The sequence below is a fragment of the uncultured Maribacter sp. genome, from assembly GCF_947495965.1.
GTDB lineage: Bacteria > Bacteroidota > Bacteroidia > Flavobacteriales > Flavobacteriaceae > Maribacter_B.
The window spans coordinates 593,639-609,230 of record NZ_CANMBB010000002.1 but is presented as its reverse complement, the minus strand read 5'-3'; the positions used below and the strand labels follow the sequence as shown (position 1 = coordinate 609,230).

At 30.4% G+C, this 15,592-nt stretch carries 13 protein-coding genes and 1 other RNA gene; 7 read left to right on the top strand and 7 right to left on the bottom strand.

Going from position 1 to position 15,592, the window contains the following annotated elements; translation table 11 throughout:
* Window positions 1-6: 6 nt before the first annotated feature.
* Both Q0820_RS07025 and Q0820_RS07020 read right to left on the bottom strand, forming a co-directional pair.
* Complete coding sequence (locus Q0820_RS07025; RefSeq protein ID WP_298486407.1) at window positions 7-414, bottom strand: thioesterase family protein; 408 nt, start codon at window positions 412-414, stop codon at window positions 7-9.
* Window positions 414-1,457, bottom strand: coding sequence for a glutaminyl-peptide cyclotransferase (locus tag Q0820_RS07020; RefSeq protein ID WP_298486404.1), 1,044 nt, complete (start codon window positions 1,455-1,457; stop codon window positions 414-416). The genes Q0820_RS07025 and Q0820_RS07020 overlap by 1 nt, the downstream gene beginning before the upstream one ends.
* Window positions 1,458-1,599: 142 nt before the next feature.
* Between Q0820_RS07020 and ffs the strand changes: the two genes are divergently transcribed.
* Window positions 1,600-1,698: signal recognition particle sRNA small type (gene ffs / locus Q0820_RS07015), an RNA gene on the top strand.
* Between the two features lie 68 nt (window positions 1,699-1,766).
* A complete protein-coding gene (locus Q0820_RS07010) occupies window positions 1,767-2,576 on the top strand; it encodes an SDR family oxidoreductase (RefSeq protein WP_298486402.1) in 810 nt (269 codons plus the stop codon).
* On the opposite strand, the gene Q0820_RS07005 is transcribed toward Q0820_RS07010, so the two are convergent.
* Window positions 2,573-3,958: a transaldolase gene (locus Q0820_RS07005; protein WP_298486400.1), complete on the bottom strand. Its 1,386-nt coding sequence runs from the start codon at window positions 3,956-3,958 to the stop codon at window positions 2,573-2,575. The two genes, Q0820_RS07010 and Q0820_RS07005, sit on opposite strands and share 4 nt — an antisense overlap.
* 174 nt (window positions 3,959-4,132) lie before the next feature.
* Between Q0820_RS07005 and Q0820_RS07000 the strand changes: the two genes are divergently transcribed.
* The 3 genes from Q0820_RS07000 to Q0820_RS06990 all read left to right on the top strand — a co-directional run bounded on the left by Q0820_RS07000 (window position 4,133) and on the right by Q0820_RS06990 (window position 7,633).
* Entirely contained in the window at window positions 4,133-5,755 is a 1,623-nt protein-coding gene (locus tag Q0820_RS07000; protein WP_298486398.1) for an ATP-binding cassette domain-containing protein, read from the top strand.
* A 33-nt stretch (window positions 5,756-5,788) separates the two neighbouring features.
* Complete coding sequence (locus Q0820_RS06995) at window positions 5,789-6,916, top strand: hypothetical protein (RefSeq protein WP_298486396.1); 1,128 nt, start codon at window positions 5,789-5,791, stop codon at window positions 6,914-6,916.
* Window positions 6,917-7,072: 156 nt separating this feature from the next.
* Window positions 7,073-7,633 carry a fasciclin domain-containing protein gene (locus tag Q0820_RS06990; protein ID WP_298486394.1) on the top strand — a complete coding sequence of 187 codons (561 nt, stop codon included), beginning with the start codon at window positions 7,073-7,075 and terminating at the stop codon, window positions 7,631-7,633.
* A 3-nt stretch (window positions 7,634-7,636) separates the two neighbouring features.
* Here Q0820_RS06990 and pheT read toward each other — a convergent pair whose 3' ends face one another.
* The 3 genes from pheT to Q0820_RS06975 all read right to left on the bottom strand — a co-directional run bounded on the left by pheT (window position 7,637) and on the right by Q0820_RS06975 (window position 12,463).
* Complete coding sequence (pheT, locus tag Q0820_RS06985; RefSeq protein ID WP_298486392.1) at window positions 7,637-10,063, bottom strand: phenylalanine--tRNA ligase subunit beta; 2,427 nt, start codon at window positions 10,061-10,063, stop codon at window positions 7,637-7,639.
* Window positions 10,064-10,169: 106 nt separating this feature from the next.
* Window positions 10,170-11,291 (bottom strand): 3-isopropylmalate dehydrogenase, encoded by a 1,122-nt coding sequence (gene leuB / locus Q0820_RS06980; protein ID WP_298486390.1) that lies wholly within the window; start codon window positions 11,289-11,291, stop codon window positions 10,170-10,172.
* Window positions 11,291-12,463 (bottom strand): 2-isopropylmalate synthase, encoded by a 1,173-nt coding sequence (locus tag Q0820_RS06975; protein ID WP_298486388.1) that lies wholly within the window; start codon window positions 12,461-12,463, stop codon window positions 11,291-11,293. The genes leuB and Q0820_RS06975 overlap by 1 nt, the downstream gene beginning before the upstream one ends.
* 147 nt (window positions 12,464-12,610) lie before the next feature.
* Here Q0820_RS06975 and Q0820_RS06970 point away from each other — a divergent pair, with 147 nt between their 5' ends.
* Complete coding sequence (locus Q0820_RS06970) at window positions 12,611-14,155, top strand: hypothetical protein (protein WP_298486386.1); 1,545 nt, start codon at window positions 12,611-12,613, stop codon at window positions 14,153-14,155.
* Between the two features lie 3 nt (window positions 14,156-14,158).
* The gene (locus tag Q0820_RS06965) at window positions 14,159-15,037 is read left to right on the top strand and encodes a DMT family transporter (protein ID WP_366941646.1); all 879 of its coding nucleotides are present in this window, start codon (window positions 14,159-14,161) and stop codon (window positions 15,035-15,037) included.
* Here the strand turns inward: Q0820_RS06965 and Q0820_RS06960 are convergent.
* Window positions 15,034-15,573: a DUF4252 domain-containing protein gene (locus tag Q0820_RS06960; protein WP_298486384.1), complete on the bottom strand. Its 540-nt coding sequence runs from the start codon at window positions 15,571-15,573 to the stop codon at window positions 15,034-15,036. The genes Q0820_RS06965 and Q0820_RS06960 overlap by 4 nt on opposite strands.
* Between the last annotated feature and the right edge of the window lie 19 nt (window positions 15,574-15,592).

The window sequence follows — 15,592 nt, the reverse complement described above, 5'->3', positions numbered from 1 at the left end:
ATACTATTATACCTCTATATTTTTAGATTTTGTAAAAACATTCTTTAGTTCTTCAGATATTCTCATAGGTTTATGAGTTTTAGCATTTAATAAACACCACTCTGTACTGGAACGTAATAATAAGATATTTGTTTTAGCATTGTACATTTCTACTATTCTAATAGATACAGCTCCTTTACTTTCAGAAATATGTGTTTTTACAATTATTTTATCTCCTAATTGTGCAGGTTTTTTATAAGCAATGTTGTGAGTTAGTACTACCCAAATAAAAAGTTCCTGTAAATGATTTGGAGCTTTTGCTTTCCAATGTTCTTTAGAAATATCTTGTATCCACTGCACGTATCTAACATTGTTTACATGATCTAAATTATCTAAATCATTGGCTTCAACGGTTATTGTTTTTTTAAACGACATTACTTTTTAAGTATTTTAACTTCAAAAAGTTTATCCCAATTTTTACCAGTAACAAAAAAAGTTTTTCTAGTTGGGTGGTATGCAATGCCGTTTAAGACATCAATGTTATCGTGTTTAGTAACTTTATTCTTTAAACCACTAAAATTAATTACACCTTCTATAGCACCGCTTGTTGCATCAATAATCATAATACTTGGTTTTTGGTACACATTGGCATATAATTTACCATTAACATACTCCAGTTCATTTGCTTTATTAAAGATAGATTTATTGGTTACCGTTTCAATATGCTCTTCTTCAATTAATGTGGTAGCGTTTAAAAACCATATTTTTTCAGTACCATCACTTTTAAATATTTTAGAGCCATCATTACATAACCCCCAACCTTCTTTACTTTCTCCATATTGAAAACTTCCAGTTTTTTTAAGAGAGTTTACATCATATATAAAACCGGTTTTATTTTGCCAAGTAAGTTGGTATATTTTGTCGTTTAAGATTGTAATACCCTCACCAAAATAAGTTTTATCTAAATCTATTTTTTTAAGTATGTTGCCTGTTTTATAATCTACTTTTCTTAAAGAAGAAAAACCTCTTCTTCCTGTACTCTCATACAAAGTATCTTTATAAAATTCTAATCCTTGTGTATAAGCTTCTATATCATGGGGATATTCATTAAGAATCTCATAGGTGTATATTTCTGGGGCTTTTGGGGAAAGAATTTTTATTTTTTTATGTATTTCTACTGTCGTATCCTCGTAAGTTATTTTTGCTGTTAATGTTTTATTGCCAAGAGTACTAGTTTTTATCTCAACCTTATTATCCGTAATGTTTAAAGGGGTATTGTCTAAAAAATATACTACTTTATTAATATTTTTTTCTTTTTTATTAATAATACTAACTGCTACTTTTTGGTTAGGGGTAAACTCTTTTTTATTTTTTTCTAGACCAATTTCAAATAAAGAACTTGCAGCTGGGTTACTTCCTCCACAGTTTATACATAACAAAATGGAAAGGGAAAAGATAAATAACTTAATGATATTCATGAGGTTACATTGTTTTGTAAATAAATATGATTAATGCATATTTAAGTTTAATGCATTATTTTTTAATGTAGGAGCAAGTTAATTCATAAAAATTAGAAACTAAAAGGATTGTGAAAGTTTTAAAAGGTTGTATATTTGCAGCCGGCAAGTCCTACACGACCAGCTCCCTTTGAATCCCCCAGGGTGGGAACGCAGCAAGGGTATTAGGTTGTAGCGGTGCGATGTAGGTAGCTTGCCTTTTTTTGTACACTAAAGTTTCTTCTTTTTTTATGTGCAATTTCCTTTAATTTATTTGTTATTTTGTATTCTATGAATAGGAAAGTAGTTTTAATTACAGGCGGTTCTTCTGGTATAGGAAACTCTATTGGTCGTTATTTGGTCCAAAAAGGGTATGTAGTATATGGAACTACAAGAAATGTTCATAAATATCCTGACTTTAAAGATTTTAATTTATTGCAAATGGATGTTAGGGATACAGAAAGTATTACTAACGCTTTTAAAAAGGTGATAAATAAAGAAGGTAGTGTAGATGTTGTTATAAATAACGCAGGTGTTGGAATCACTGGAGCGATTGAAGAAACACCTACCGAAGAAATTCTAAATGTTTTTAGCACAAATTTTAATGGCCCTATTAATGTTATAAAAGGTGTTTTACCTTATATGAGAGAACAGAATAGTGGTTTAATAATAAACATTACGTCTATAGCAGGTTATATGGGTTTGCCATATAGAGGCATTTATTCTGCAACTAAAGGGGCTTTAAGTATTATTACAGAAACATTGCGTATGGAAACTAAAGATTTTGGTGTTCAGATTACAAGTTTGGCTCCTGGAGATTTTGTAACAAATATTGCTGCGGGTCGTTACCATTCTCCAATTTTGGAAAACTCTCCCTACAAAATACCATATAGTAAAACTTTAAAGGCTATTGATGCTGATGTGGATAAAGGTGAAGATCCTATTATGGTAGCAAAAACTGTTTTAAAAATTATAAATACCCCAAAACCTAAAGTGCATTATACGGTAGGGTCTTTTTTGCAAAAATTCTCTATAAAACTAAAAAAAATATTGCCAAGTAAAGTTTACGAGAAAATACTTTTAAGACATTCTAAGCTTTAAATTTTACCATAAATACTTGCAAAAGCATTAACTATAGTAGCATCTTTAGTAATTATACATTTGTTAAGAGGATATACTATTAATGATTTGGTTAGTTCTTCAAAGTTATCAGTAGTATATTGGTTTTCTGTGTTTAATTGATTTGTGTTTAGTATAGTTTTCCAGCTATCTAAATTAGTTTTAAAGTTTATTCCTATGTAAGTGTAATTAGGTTTTAAAGTTTTTAAACTTTCTACTCTTTTAAAAATATTATTGTAATGTCTTTTATCCGTTTCTGACCAGAAATAAAATACAACTTTTTTATTTTTTGCTATTTCTTGTAATGATATTTTGTCTCCAGAAATATTGTTTACAATTAGATTAGGTATTTTATTATTAGGTTGTATGTTTTTTATTCCAAGATATAAATCATCTATTTCTTTTATATGTCTATTACTTCCAGAAAGTTTATGAAACTCTTTTATAAAAGCTTCATTGTTTTTTTCTATATCATTTGATTTAAGTAAATAATCAAAAGCAACATTTCTAAAGAGATTGTCTTTAAGTTCTTTTTCTACCACTAAACTGTCAATAAGATTCAGTTTATGTTTATTAAAATGAAGTTTGTTTTTTACTTTTTGATTTTTAATTATGCATTTATGAGAACAAGTCATGTAAGACAAATTACCAAAATGAGAGCGCATAAAATCATAATATGGTCTTAAGTAGTTTAATTGTTTATTGTTAAAAGAAATATTTTTTCTATAATCATAAAAGTCATCAGAAAGTTTTGCTATTTTTTTGTCTTTGGTGTGCTTTCTATGCTCAAAAGGGTATTTTTCTTTATAATTGTAGTAGGTGTAATTTATGCTTGCTTCTGCAATATTATAAGCATTATTAGATAAATTGCCTTCTTCTTTTAGTGTATTTAAAGCATTTATTTTTTTATCTCTTAAAGTGTTTATTTTTTCCTTAAAATCTTCAGATTCTAATGCATTATAGTTTTTGCGAACAAGCTGTTCTTCTTTCTCATTTCCTAAAAAAACATCTAATAAAAAATTATTAACCTCTTCTCCTTTTCCAGAAAACACAAGAGATTCATCAAAATCCACGGTGTTTAAACGCACCATTAAGCTATCTCCTGGCTCTAGATAAACATACTGGTATTCCGGAGCGTGTTTAAAATGATAAAGACCCATTGGTATGGAGTCAAAAGAGAAAGAAAATCTGTTGTTTGTATCTAATAAGGAAGAGTCTATTACTTCTTCACCTTTGTGTAAGACTACATATTTACTAGTAGGGTTAACAATTTCACCTGCAAAAAAAACACTTGGGGAACCTTTTTCTACTGTATTACAACTTGCTATTAATAAAATAAAACAATAAAGTAAATTTCTATTCATATGAAATAGTTACAATATAACACTCAAAAATAAGAAACACATAGGCTCTACCCTGTTAATAGGGAGTTAAAAAAAATAAAGCAACGTTAATATATTATTTAATATGTACAGCAAGAATATTGGTTTTAGGGGATAAATTTCTCTATTTTTGCACGAAATTTAAAAGAAAGAGTTATGTTATCGGTATCTAATTTATCTGTACAGTTTGGAAAAAGAGTGTTGTTTGATGAAGTAAATGTAGCTTTTACTCAAGGAAATTGTTATGGTGTAATTGGAGCAAATGGAGCAGGGAAATCTACATTTCTTAAGATATTATCTGGGCAAATAGATCCAACCTCTGGACATGTACACTTAGAGCCTGGAAAACGTATGTCAATCTTAGAGCAGAACCATAATGCTTCGGATGATTTTACGGTTCTAGAAGCTGTAGTTATGGGTAACAAACCTCTTTTTAAAATTAAAAAAGAGATTGATGCTCTTTACGCAGATTATACTGATGAAAATGCAGATAGAATAGGGGAGTTGCAAGTACAATTTGAAGAAATGAATGGTTGGAACGCAGACAGTAGTGCTGCAGCATTATTATCTAATCTAGGTATTCAGGCCGATTTGCATTTTACCTTAATGGCAGAGATGGATCCAAAATTAAAAGTGAGAGTGTTATTGGCACAAGCATTATTTGGTTCTCCAGATGTATTAATAATGGATGAGCCTACCAATGATTTAGATTTTGAAACCATAAACTGGTTAGAAAATTTCCTTGCAGATTACGAGAATACTGTAATTGTTGTTTCGCATGATAGGCACTTTTTAGATACGGTTTGTACGCATATAGGTGATATAGATTTTGGTAAAATGAACTTATATTCTGGTAATTATACTTTCTGGTATGAGAGTAGCCAATTAGCAGCAAGGCAAAGAGCACAGCAGAATAAGAAATCTGAAGAAAAAGCAAAAGAGTTGCAAGAGTTTATTATGCGTTTTAGCGCAAACGTTGCAAAAAGTAAGCAAGCTACCTCTAGAAAGAAAATGCTTTCTAAGTTAAAGGTTGAAGATATAAAGCCTTCAAGTAGAAGATATCCAGCCATAATTTTTGAAAGAGAACGCGAAGCAGGAGACCAGATTTTAAATATAGAAGGTTTGTCGGCAACATCTGAAGATGGAGATTTATTATTTAAAGATGTAAACATAAACTTAGCTAAAGGAGATAAAGTAGCAATATTCTCTAAAGATTCTAGAGCTACCACTGCATTTTATGAAATTATAAATAATAACAAGAAAGCGGATAGTGGTGAATTTCAATGGGGAGTTACAACAAACCAGTCTTATCTTCCTGCAGATAACTCTTCTTTTTTTAATCAAAACGTTAGTTTGGTAGATTGGTTACGCCAATGGGCAAAAACAGAAGAGGAAAGAGAAGAGGTTTTTATTAGAGGTTTTTTAGGAAAAATGTTATTTAGTGGAGAAGAGGCATTAAAAAAATGTACCGTACTTTCTGGAGGAGAAAAAGTACGTTGTATGTTAAGTAGAATGATGATGTTGCGTGCAAACGTAGTTATGTTAGATGAGCCTACAAACCACTTAGATTTAGAGAGTATCACCGCATTTAATAACTCTTTAAAGAATTTTAAAGGAACGGTGTTGTTTACTACACATGATCATGAATTTGCGCAAACTGTAGCAGATAGGGTTATAGAATTAACTCCAAAAGGCAACATTGACCGTTATTTAACGTTTGATGAATATATGTCTGATAAGACAATAAAAGAACAGCGTATAAAAATGTACGCAGAATAGTTTTATTCTTATTAGACCCCAAATTTTATTGTCATGAAAACCTATACCTACTTATGGGGACTTCTTGCATTTATTATATTAGGGTGCAGTAAATCTTCCTCTAACGAACAAGATTCAAAAAAAGAACCCAATGTTGCTGCTTCTTATACCGTGTTATTGGATGCGAATAATTCGTTGTCTGCAACATTGCTAAATGCAGATGCAACTTCTATTTCTAAAAGTTCAAAAGAAAGTAATTTTAATACAATCTCTACATCTGCTATTAATTATGATGGAGATAAGGAATATTCCTTTTATAAAAAAACTTCTGATTGTGATGGTGAAATTGTGCATTATGATTTTCTAAGTGAAGAAGAGCAAAAACTAAATGTTTTTCCTGATTTATTAGATTGTGAGTTAAAGGTTTTGTCTATTGTTAATACAAATTCTTCTTTTTTTGTTGCTTATGAGATTACTATTACAAATTCTTCAAAAAAATATGTAGTTAGAAAAATAGATAGAAACACAACAGATTTTACTTTTATAGAATTAGAATTGTCAAAAAAACCAGTAGAGATGTCCTTTTCTAATAATAGGTTATTTATTTTGCTATTTGATGAAGGGGTTACTAATGAAAATGAAATTGTAGTTGTTGATGATGCAAGTTTTAACGCTATTAACACCCAGACTTTGGGGTATAATGTAAAAAAAATATTTAAAGATGTTAATGGCGATATTATTTTAAGTTATGATGAGTTACATACTGTTTTAGATAAAGTAACTTTAAGTGTAGATTATACCAGATATGGCGTAGGTACAGAACCTAAATTTGCAAATGCCTCTTTACACAATTTAGACGCAGAAGGAAAAATATATTATAGTATGCCATTAGAAGATGGGGTAACTTCTAGTATACCAGCTGTGTACAATTTAAAAGAAAATATAGCTACGTTATATATTTATGAGAATTTTTTAACTCCAGCACAATTAGAAGTAGAGTATGGAATAGAAGAGACTACAGCGGTAAATTATGATGAACATAATAATATTATACTAATTGGATATAAAAAATATGGAAATCAAGACTTAGGTGGCATACTTCGTATTAAGCCTGTGCCAGACTTGGAGTTTTTAGATAATATAGATTTACCAGGAATTCCGTATGATATTATAGTGCATTAACTTTTAGGACTATAAAGTAAAAAATGCCATAATTTTTATAGACAAAAAATTATGGCATTTTTTTTGGATATGCGCACTAAGTTTGTATCTTGTCGATGAAAATGAGCTATTTATCGATTAGACGTCGGTATTATCAACCCCACACTGAGAATACTTATGAGTAATAAAGTTTCCCTACTAATAGTAGTATTACTATTAATCCCTACATTGTGTATTTCGCAAAAGGTATCTTCCCAAGCAAAAAAAAATAAAACATTACAAATGAATCCTGAGTATTCTATAAGCAAGAATACTGGGGCGTCAAAAAAGCATTCCACATTAATGGCAGTTATAAAAGCTGCAGACTTAGAAGAGATTCTTAATTATGATGGTCCATTTACTGTTTTTGCACCTTCTAATATCGCGTTTAGTACCGCAACAGATATAGATTTTTTATTAGATCCTACTCATAAAAAAGAAGTGTATTCTCTTTTAACACACCATATAGTGGCAGGTAATTTAACAGCATCTAAAATACTAAAGGCTATGTGTAGAGGAAACGGTATAGCTTCTTTTACCACAATATTGGGTAATAAGTTAATTGCAACAATGAATGGTATAGATATTGTTTTAACTGATGAGTTTGGTAATACTGCAAAAATAACTAATGCAGATGCTAATCAATGCAATGGTGTTATCCATGAAATTGATAGTGTTTTTTTACCAAATAAAATATAAGTCTTACCTAAGTTCTGCTCCTAAATCATTTTCAAACTTATACTTTAGTTTGTTCATGATTTTATCGATTTGTTTATCTGTTAATGTGTTTTTATTGTCTTGAAGCGTAAAACTTACGGCATAAGATTTTTTATTTTCAGCTAGTTTTTTTCCAACATAAACATCAAACAGAGTTACATTCTTAAGTAATTTTTTTTCTGTCTGTAAAGATATATCATGTATTTCCTTAAAAGTAATTTTGTTATCTAGTAACAAAGCAAAATCTCTTTTTACTTCCGGAAACTTTGGTATTTCTTTATAGGTTATGCTAGTGTTAGACGCTAATTTTAAAATTGCATCCCAATTAAAGTTTGCGAATAAAATATCTTGTTTTATATCAAATTTTTTAGCTATTACTTTTTGTATAACTCCAAACTCTACTATTGAATTACGTTTGTATTCTATAGATAATCCTTCAGAAAAATCTGTATTATCAATAGGATTTTCGTTTGTGTTTTCAATACCTAAACGTTCTAAAATATTTTTAACAATAGACTTTATAAAAAAGAAGTCGGTTTGTTTGGTTTCTTCTAACCAATTTTGATCCTTTTTATTGCCACTTATTAAAAGACTTAAATATTTGTTTTCAATTCTCTTTTCATTTTTATAAGCGTAAGTCTTTCCAAATTCAAATAACTGTAAATTAGATTTTTTACGATTAATGTTATAAGAGGCAACTTCTAAAGAAGAAAACAAAGAAGATTGTCTCATTATAGATAAATCTGTACTTAAAGGATTAATTATTTTTATAGAATTGTCCTCAGATAACTCTTTAGAAATAGATACATATTCAGGAGAAATAAGACTATTGGTCATTATTTCATAAAATCCTTTAGATGCTAATAGGTTTCCTATTGTGTTTTGTACTTTATGATCATCAAACTTACTAGTAGTAGCAATAGACGCATTAAGCTTTTGAGTAAAATTAATATTGTTGTACCCGTAAACTCTTAAGATTTCTTCGATTACATCTACGGGTCTTTGTACATCTACTCTATAAGATGGGACAACTAATCCTAAACCAGCTTCTGTAACACTCATTACCTTAATATCTAATGATGTTAAGATAGATTTTATAGTGTCTATAGGTATTTCTTGCCCTATTAGTTGGTGTACTTTGTTAAATGGCAAGAAGACTTCAAAATCTTTTGCTTTGTTAGGGTAAAAATCTATAATATCTGATGTTATTTCCCCACCTGCAATTTCTGTTATTAAAATTGCTGCTCTTTTTAAGCTATACTCTACATTTTCAATATCAATACCTCTTTCAAATCTAAAAGAAGCATCTGTGTTTAAGCCGTGTCTTTTTGCAGTTTTTCTAACAGAAACGGGATTAAAGTATGCACTTTCTAAAAATATAGAAGTTGTATTCTCTGATACTCCAGAATGTATTCCACCAAAAACTCCAGCAATACACATTGGTTTTTCGGCATCACAAATCATTAAATCTTCTTCGTGTAATTCTCTTTCTACGCCATCTAAAGTTGTAAATTTAGTTCCCTTTGGAAGTGTTTTTACAACTATTTTGTTTCCTTTTATTTTGGCAGCATCAAAAGCATGTAATGGTTGTCCAAGTTCATGTAAAACATAGTTAGTTGCATCAACTAAATTATTTTTTGGAGTTATTCCAATTGCATTTAGTCTATTCTTTAACCAATCTGGAGATGGTTGTACCAATAAATTGCTCATGGTTACACCTGCGTACCTTGGAGCTAATTCATTGTTCTCTACAGTTATGTCAAATTTTAATGAACGGTTGTCTACATTAAAATTACTTACAGGTGGTGTAATTAATTCTATTGCGATTTCTTTTTGCTTAAGTCCAGCTTTAAGGTCTCTTGCAACTCCAAAGTGACTCATAGCGTCTGCTCTGTTTGGAGTTAGTCCTATTTCAAAAACCTCATCGCTTTCAATATCAAAAATTTCAGAACAAGGAGTACCTGGGATTAATTTGTCAGATAAAACCATAATTCCATCATGGCTTTCTCCAAGGCCTAGTTCATCTTCGGCGCATATCATTCCATGACTTTCTTCGCCTCTTATTTTTCCTTTTTTTATTGTCCAACTTTCATCTTCTTTAGTGTAAAGAGTGGTTCCTATTGTGGCGACAGGAACTTTTTGCCCTACGGCTACGTTGGGTGCTCCACAAACTATTTGAACAGGGGACTCTGCTCCAATATCTACTGTAGTAACTTTAAGTTTGTCTGCATTACTATGTTTTTCACAGGTAAGTACATGGCCTACTACAACTCCAGATAATCCGCCTTTAAGAGATTCAAAAGAAGAAACGCCTTCTACTTCTAAGCCAAGATCTGTTAGTAATTCTGCAGTTTTTTGGGAATCCCAATCTATTTTAATAAACTGTTTTAACCAGTTGTAAGAAATATTCATTAGTTGTGTTTAAAGCTGGTAAAGATAAAACAATGGAATAAGACATTCAATAGAGAATCCTATTGAATTTTAATTTTTATGGTACTGTAATTATTTGTTTTTGGATTTAGATTATCGTAGATTTTCCTAAACCTATATTTTCATCATTAATATTATGATCATCATCATTATCATCATTAATATTATTTGCAATAAAATCACCAACATAGTCTGTTCCATATTTACTACTCCCTAATACATCTGGGGTAACAATTTTCTTAGCAAAAGACTTTAAAACTGCAGATATTACTGCATTCGCTTCCTCTATTAAATCAAAGTGTTGTAGTAGCATTGCAACACTTAATATAGATGCTACAGGGTTCGCTATATTTTTCCCTTTTGCTTGAGGGTAGGAGCCGTGTATGGGTTCAAACATTGCATGGCCTAAACCTACAGATGAAGATGGTAGTAAGCCAATAGATCCTGAAATAGCACTACCTTGGTCAGATAAGATGTCCCCAAACATATTGTCTGTTAAGATTACATCAAACTTATTTGGATGTAATATCATTTCTACAGCTGCATGATCCATAAACATGCAGTTAAGGGTTACTTCTGGGTAGCTACTAGCAATATTAGTAACTACTCTTCTCCAAAGTCTAGAGGTTTCTAATACATTTGCTTTATCTACTAATGTTAGTTTTTTTTGTCTACTTTTTGCTGCTTTAAAGGCAAGGTGTGCAATTCTGCTAATTTCTTTTTCAGAGTACTCACAGGTGTCTAATGCTTTTGCTCCGTCTTTGCTGATTTTTTTTTTTCCAAAATAAATTCCACTTGTAAGTTCTCTATAGATAACTAAATCGGTATCTAATATATTTCCTCTATTTAGTGGAGATAATTTTGCTAATGCAGGGAAAACTTTAACGGGTCTAATATTTGCAAATAGATCAAGCTCTTTTCTTAATTTAAATAACCCTTGTTCTGGCCATACTTTAGAAGTTGGATTTTGGTCATATTCTGGGGTCCCTATTGCTCCAAATAAAATTGCATCAGAGTTTTTGCAAATTTTCAATGTTTTTTCAGGTAAGGGCTCTCCTGTTTTTTTCATTGCAACAGCTCCAATGTCTGCTTTTGTAAAAGAAAAGGTGTGTCCAAAACTATGTTCAACTGCCTGTAGGCATTTTACAGATTGTGCCAGAACTTCTGGTCCAATACCGTCTCCGCCTAATAGAGCAATGTTTAAATACATTAACTAAGAGCTTTAATGTTAATACCGCTAGTTTCTATAATTTCATGAATGTCATTATCTACAACTTCTTTTCTTGTATCTGCGTATTTTAAAAATTCTTGATAAACGGTATCTAATTGAATTTTCGTTAGTTCGTACCCCACAATTTTTGCTCTGTATGCTAATGCGGCACGTCCGCTTCTTGCAGTTAAAATTATAGAAGATTCATTGACGCCAACATCTGCAGGGTCTATAATTTCATAAGTTTCTCTATTCTTTATTACACCATCTTGATGTATTCCAGAACTATGCGCAAATGCATTGGCACCTACAATAGCTTTGTTTGGTTGCACCATCATTCCCATTTTTTGAGAAACCATTAAGCTAGTACTATTTAATAACTTGCTGTTAATATTTGTATCTAAGCCAAGAGTTGGGTGTTGTCTTAAGATCATAACTACCTCTTCCAGTGCTGTATTACCGGCACGTTCTCCAATACCATTTATAGTACATTCTATTTGTCTTGCTCCGTTTGCAACACCAGCAATAGAATTTGCGGTAGCAAGACCCAAATCGTTATGGCAGTGACAAGAAAGTGTAGCCTTGTGTATTCCAGTAACGTTTTCTTTTAAGTATTTTATTTTAGCTCCATATTCTTCTGGTAAGCAATACCCTGTTGTATCTGGAATATTTAAAACAGTTACACCAACTTTTATTAACTCTTCGCAAATTCTAGCTAAGAACTCGTTGTCTGTTCTTCCTGCATCTTCTGCAAAAAATTCCACATCTTCTACAAATGTTTTTGCATATTTTACAGCAGCAACAGCTTTTTCTATAATAGCATCTTTGTTAGAGTTGAATTTATATTTAATATGCGAAGCAGATGTGCCAATACCAGTATGTATTCTTGGTCTTTTGGCATATTTAAGAGCATCTGCTGCTACTTCAATATCTTTTTTAACAGCTCTTGTTAAGCCACAAACAGTAACGTTTTTAACTAACTTAGATATTTCTGTTACAGATTTAAAATCTCCAGGGCTAGATATAGGAAATCCAGCTTCAATAATATCAACACCTAAAAGCTCTAACCTTTCGGCAATTACTAACTTTTGCTCTGTATCCAATTTACATCCTGGAACTTGTTCTCCATCTCTTAGAGTGGTATCAAAAATTTGTACTTTATCTTTGCTCATTATATTTGCGTAGTTTTAACTAGTCATTACGAATATATGACCATTACCTTAAAATAACTAAATTAAGAAGAAACATTTACAATGTTAATACACTTTTTAGTGATGTTAAGATGCTGATAAACAAACATATAAACTATTTTTTTTACGATGACAAATGTGCATAAAGATGCTTTGTTCGTTTTGGTTAAGTCCCTTTCTAAGTCAGAGAAACGTCAGTTTAAACTCTATGTTGGGAGGTTAGGAGTTAATTCTGATGCTAAATTTTTAGCCTTATTTAATTTATTAGACAAAAGTAAGCTCTATAATGAGAAAAATATTTTAGAAAGTGGTATTGTAAAGAAAGAACAACTATCTAACTTAAAAGCGCACCTCTATAAGCAAATATTAGTGAGTTTACGTTTAAATCCAGTAAACCAAAATATTAGGGTTCAGATAAGAGAGCAGTTAGATTTTGCCACTATTCTGTATCAAAAAGGATTATATAAGCAAAGTCTTAAAATTTTAGATAAAGTAAAAACTACTGCTATAGAGAACGAAGAGAAAAATATTGCTTATGAAATAGTGGAGCTAGAAAAACTCATAGAAACCCAATATATAACTAGAAGTATTCCTGATAGAGCCAATGAATTAGCAATACAAGCTAAAGAATTATCTGGTCATAATGTAATGACAAGTAAGCTATCTAATTTGTCATTACAATTATACGGAATGATGCTTAAAGTGGGCTATGTAAAGAGTGATGAAAGTTATAAGATGGTGCAAGATTATTTTCAAAAACACTTGCCTAAATATAAAATAGAAGACCTAGGGTTTAGGGAAAAACTATGGTTGTATAAAGCTCATTTGTGGTATAGTTTTTTAATTCAAGATTTTCTTTCTTGCTATAAGTACGCTAATAAGTGGGTAGATTTATTTTATGAAAATAAAGATATGATTTATTTAAACCCTGTCTTTTTTATTAAAGGAAATCATTATTTGTTAGAGTCTTTATTTTACGTAAAATATAGTTCTCAGTTTAAGCATACTTTGCAAAAGCTTGAGGCTATTTTAGAGTCTAGAAGCTTTCCTAAGAATGACAATATAAACTCTTTAGCTTTTTTATATTTAAATGCTAACAGATTAAATCAGCATTTTTTAGAAGGCACTTTTGAAAAAGGGCTGTATTTGGTTAAAATTGTAGAGTATGGTATTAATAAGCACAAGGATCGTATAGATGCCCACCATGTTATGGTGTTGTATTATAAAATTGCTTGTTTATATTTTGGTAATGGAGATAACAAATCTTGCATACAGTATTTAAAAAAGATAATAGAAAATAAGAATTTAAAAATGCGAGAAGATCTTATGTGTTTTGCTCGTGTTTTAAGTTTAGTTGCTCATTATGAGGCAGGTATGGATTATCATTTGGAGGTGCAATTAAAGAGTACCTATAAGTTTTTATTAAAAATGAATGACATGCATGAAGTGCAAAAAGAAATGATAAAGTTCTTGCGTAACCTTGGTAATATTTATCCTCACGAATTAAGAGATGAGTTTTTAAAACTATATACAGAACTAAAGAAGTATGAAGACCACCCTTATGAGAAAAGAGCTTTTTTATATTTAGATATTATTTCTTGGTTAGAAAGTCATTTAGAAGACAAACCTGTTTCTCAAATTATTAGAGAAAAAGCTATGGCTTTAAAACGTTAATTTGTGAGTAGTTTTAAAAATAAGTCGCAAATAGGGCATTTATTAGAGATTAATTTAGCAATGTTATTAATAAGTACTTCTGGTGCTTTAGGAAGATATGTAACATTAAATCCTATGGTAACTATAGGGGTAAGAGCATTATTAGCGTGTTTGCTATTGTATCTATACTGTAGCTATAAGAAAATATCTTTTCATGTGCATGTAAAAGATAGGTTACTAATATTTATTAGTGGTGTTTTTCTTTGTATACATTGGGTTACTTATTTTTATTCGTTACAGCTTTCTAATGTAGCCATAGGAATGCTTTCTTTGTTCACTTACCCTGTTATAACTGCGTTTTTAGAACCATTTATCTTAAAAACAAAGTTTGAAAAAGCACATTTGTTGCTAGCTTTGTTGGTGCTATTTGGAGTATATTACTTGGCTCCAGATCTTACTATAGAAAGTAGTTATACTAAAGCAATAGGTTTAGGAATACTTTCTGCTTTTTTTTATGCATTACGTAATCTTCTTTTAAAGAAAAAAGGAGGTAAGTATAACGGTTCTAGCCTAATGTTTTATCAAGTAGCTATTACTGGTCTAGTTTTATCTCCAACTTTGTTTTTTGTAGATATTTCTTTTGTATTTGAGCAATGGAAGCCATTGCTAGCTTTAGCCTTTTTAACCACAGCTATAGGGCATACATTGTTTTTAAAAAGTTTTAAAAATTTTAGTATTACTAGCGCTAGTATTTTGGGAAGTGTACAGCCCGTTTATGGAATTATTTTAGGGATATTTTTTTTAGATGAAATTCCGTCTTTCCGAACAGTAATAGGGGGTATGCTAATATTAAGCTCGGTAGTTATAGAAAGTATTAGATCTTTTAAGAAAAAAGCTTCTTAGTTTTCTATAGTAGTTCCATTTTTAGAAGAAGAGGAGTAATTAAGTTGATTAATAAGGTTACTTCCAATATTTTCAAATTGATTGTTTTTGGCCATTTCGCGTACTTTAACAGGGTCAAAATTTCCATTGAAGTATAAAAAAGAACCTGTTTGATTGTTGTTATTGTAAATTAAAATTTCTTTTACACTATTTTTCTTTTCGCGTATAGAAACTACATTACGTTTTAGGTTGTCATTTTTTCGATATACTTCAATAAAAGAATTACCTGTAATTCCGTTCATTTGAGTGTTTAAAAGATTTGTTTTTTCTGATGTCTCACTAGGAAATTGCATATATCTTAAATCTCTGGTATTGCCAATTAAAGATTGCATTTCTGGAGATATATTACTTAATAAAGAAAGCATAAAATGTGGAACCCTAACTGCGGTAACATGGTTATCGTTTTTATGAGTATTGTAAAAAGAGTCTATAGAATTGTAGCTACTGCAAGAGGATATTATAAGAAAAATGAAAATTAATAGAACGTTCTTTAGCATGGTATAGTGTTTTAATTAG

Excerpts from the sequence above, each read along its gene's own strand:
- Q0820_RS07025 (WP_298486407.1), bottom strand. The coding sequence starts at position 414 with ATGTCGTTTAAAAAAACAATAACCGTTGAAGCCAATGATTTAGATAAT.
- Q0820_RS07020 (WP_298486404.1), bottom strand. The coding sequence starts at position 1,457 with ATGAATATCATTAAGTTATTTATCTTTTCCCTTTCCATTTTGTTATGT.
- Q0820_RS07010 (WP_298486402.1), top strand. The coding sequence starts at position 1,767 with ATGAATAGGAAAGTAGTTTTAATTACAGGCGGTTCTTCTGGTATAGGA.
- Q0820_RS07005 (WP_298486400.1), bottom strand. The coding sequence starts at position 3,958 with ATGAATAGAAATTTACTTTATTGTTTTATTTTATTAATAGCAAGTTGT.
- Q0820_RS07000 (WP_298486398.1), top strand. The coding sequence starts at position 4,133 with ATGTTATCGGTATCTAATTTATCTGTACAGTTTGGAAAAAGAGTGTTG.
- Q0820_RS06995 (WP_298486396.1), top strand. The coding sequence starts at position 5,789 with ATGAAAACCTATACCTACTTATGGGGACTTCTTGCATTTATTATATTA.
- Q0820_RS06990 (WP_298486394.1), top strand. The coding sequence starts at position 7,073 with ATGAGTAATAAAGTTTCCCTACTAATAGTAGTATTACTATTAATCCCT.
- pheT (WP_298486392.1), bottom strand. The coding sequence starts at position 10,063 with ATGAATATTTCTTACAACTGGTTAAAACAGTTTATTAAAATAGATTGG.
- leuB (WP_298486390.1), bottom strand. The coding sequence starts at position 11,291 with ATGTATTTAAACATTGCTCTATTAGGCGGAGACGGTATTGGACCAGAA.
- Q0820_RS06975 (WP_298486388.1), bottom strand. The coding sequence starts at position 12,463 with ATGAGCAAAGATAAAGTACAAATTTTTGATACCACTCTAAGAGATGGA.
- Q0820_RS06970 (WP_298486386.1), top strand. The coding sequence starts at position 12,611 with ATGACAAATGTGCATAAAGATGCTTTGTTCGTTTTGGTTAAGTCCCTT.
- Q0820_RS06960 (WP_298486384.1), bottom strand. The coding sequence starts at position 15,573 with ATGCTAAAGAACGTTCTATTAATTTTCATTTTTCTTATAATATCCTCT.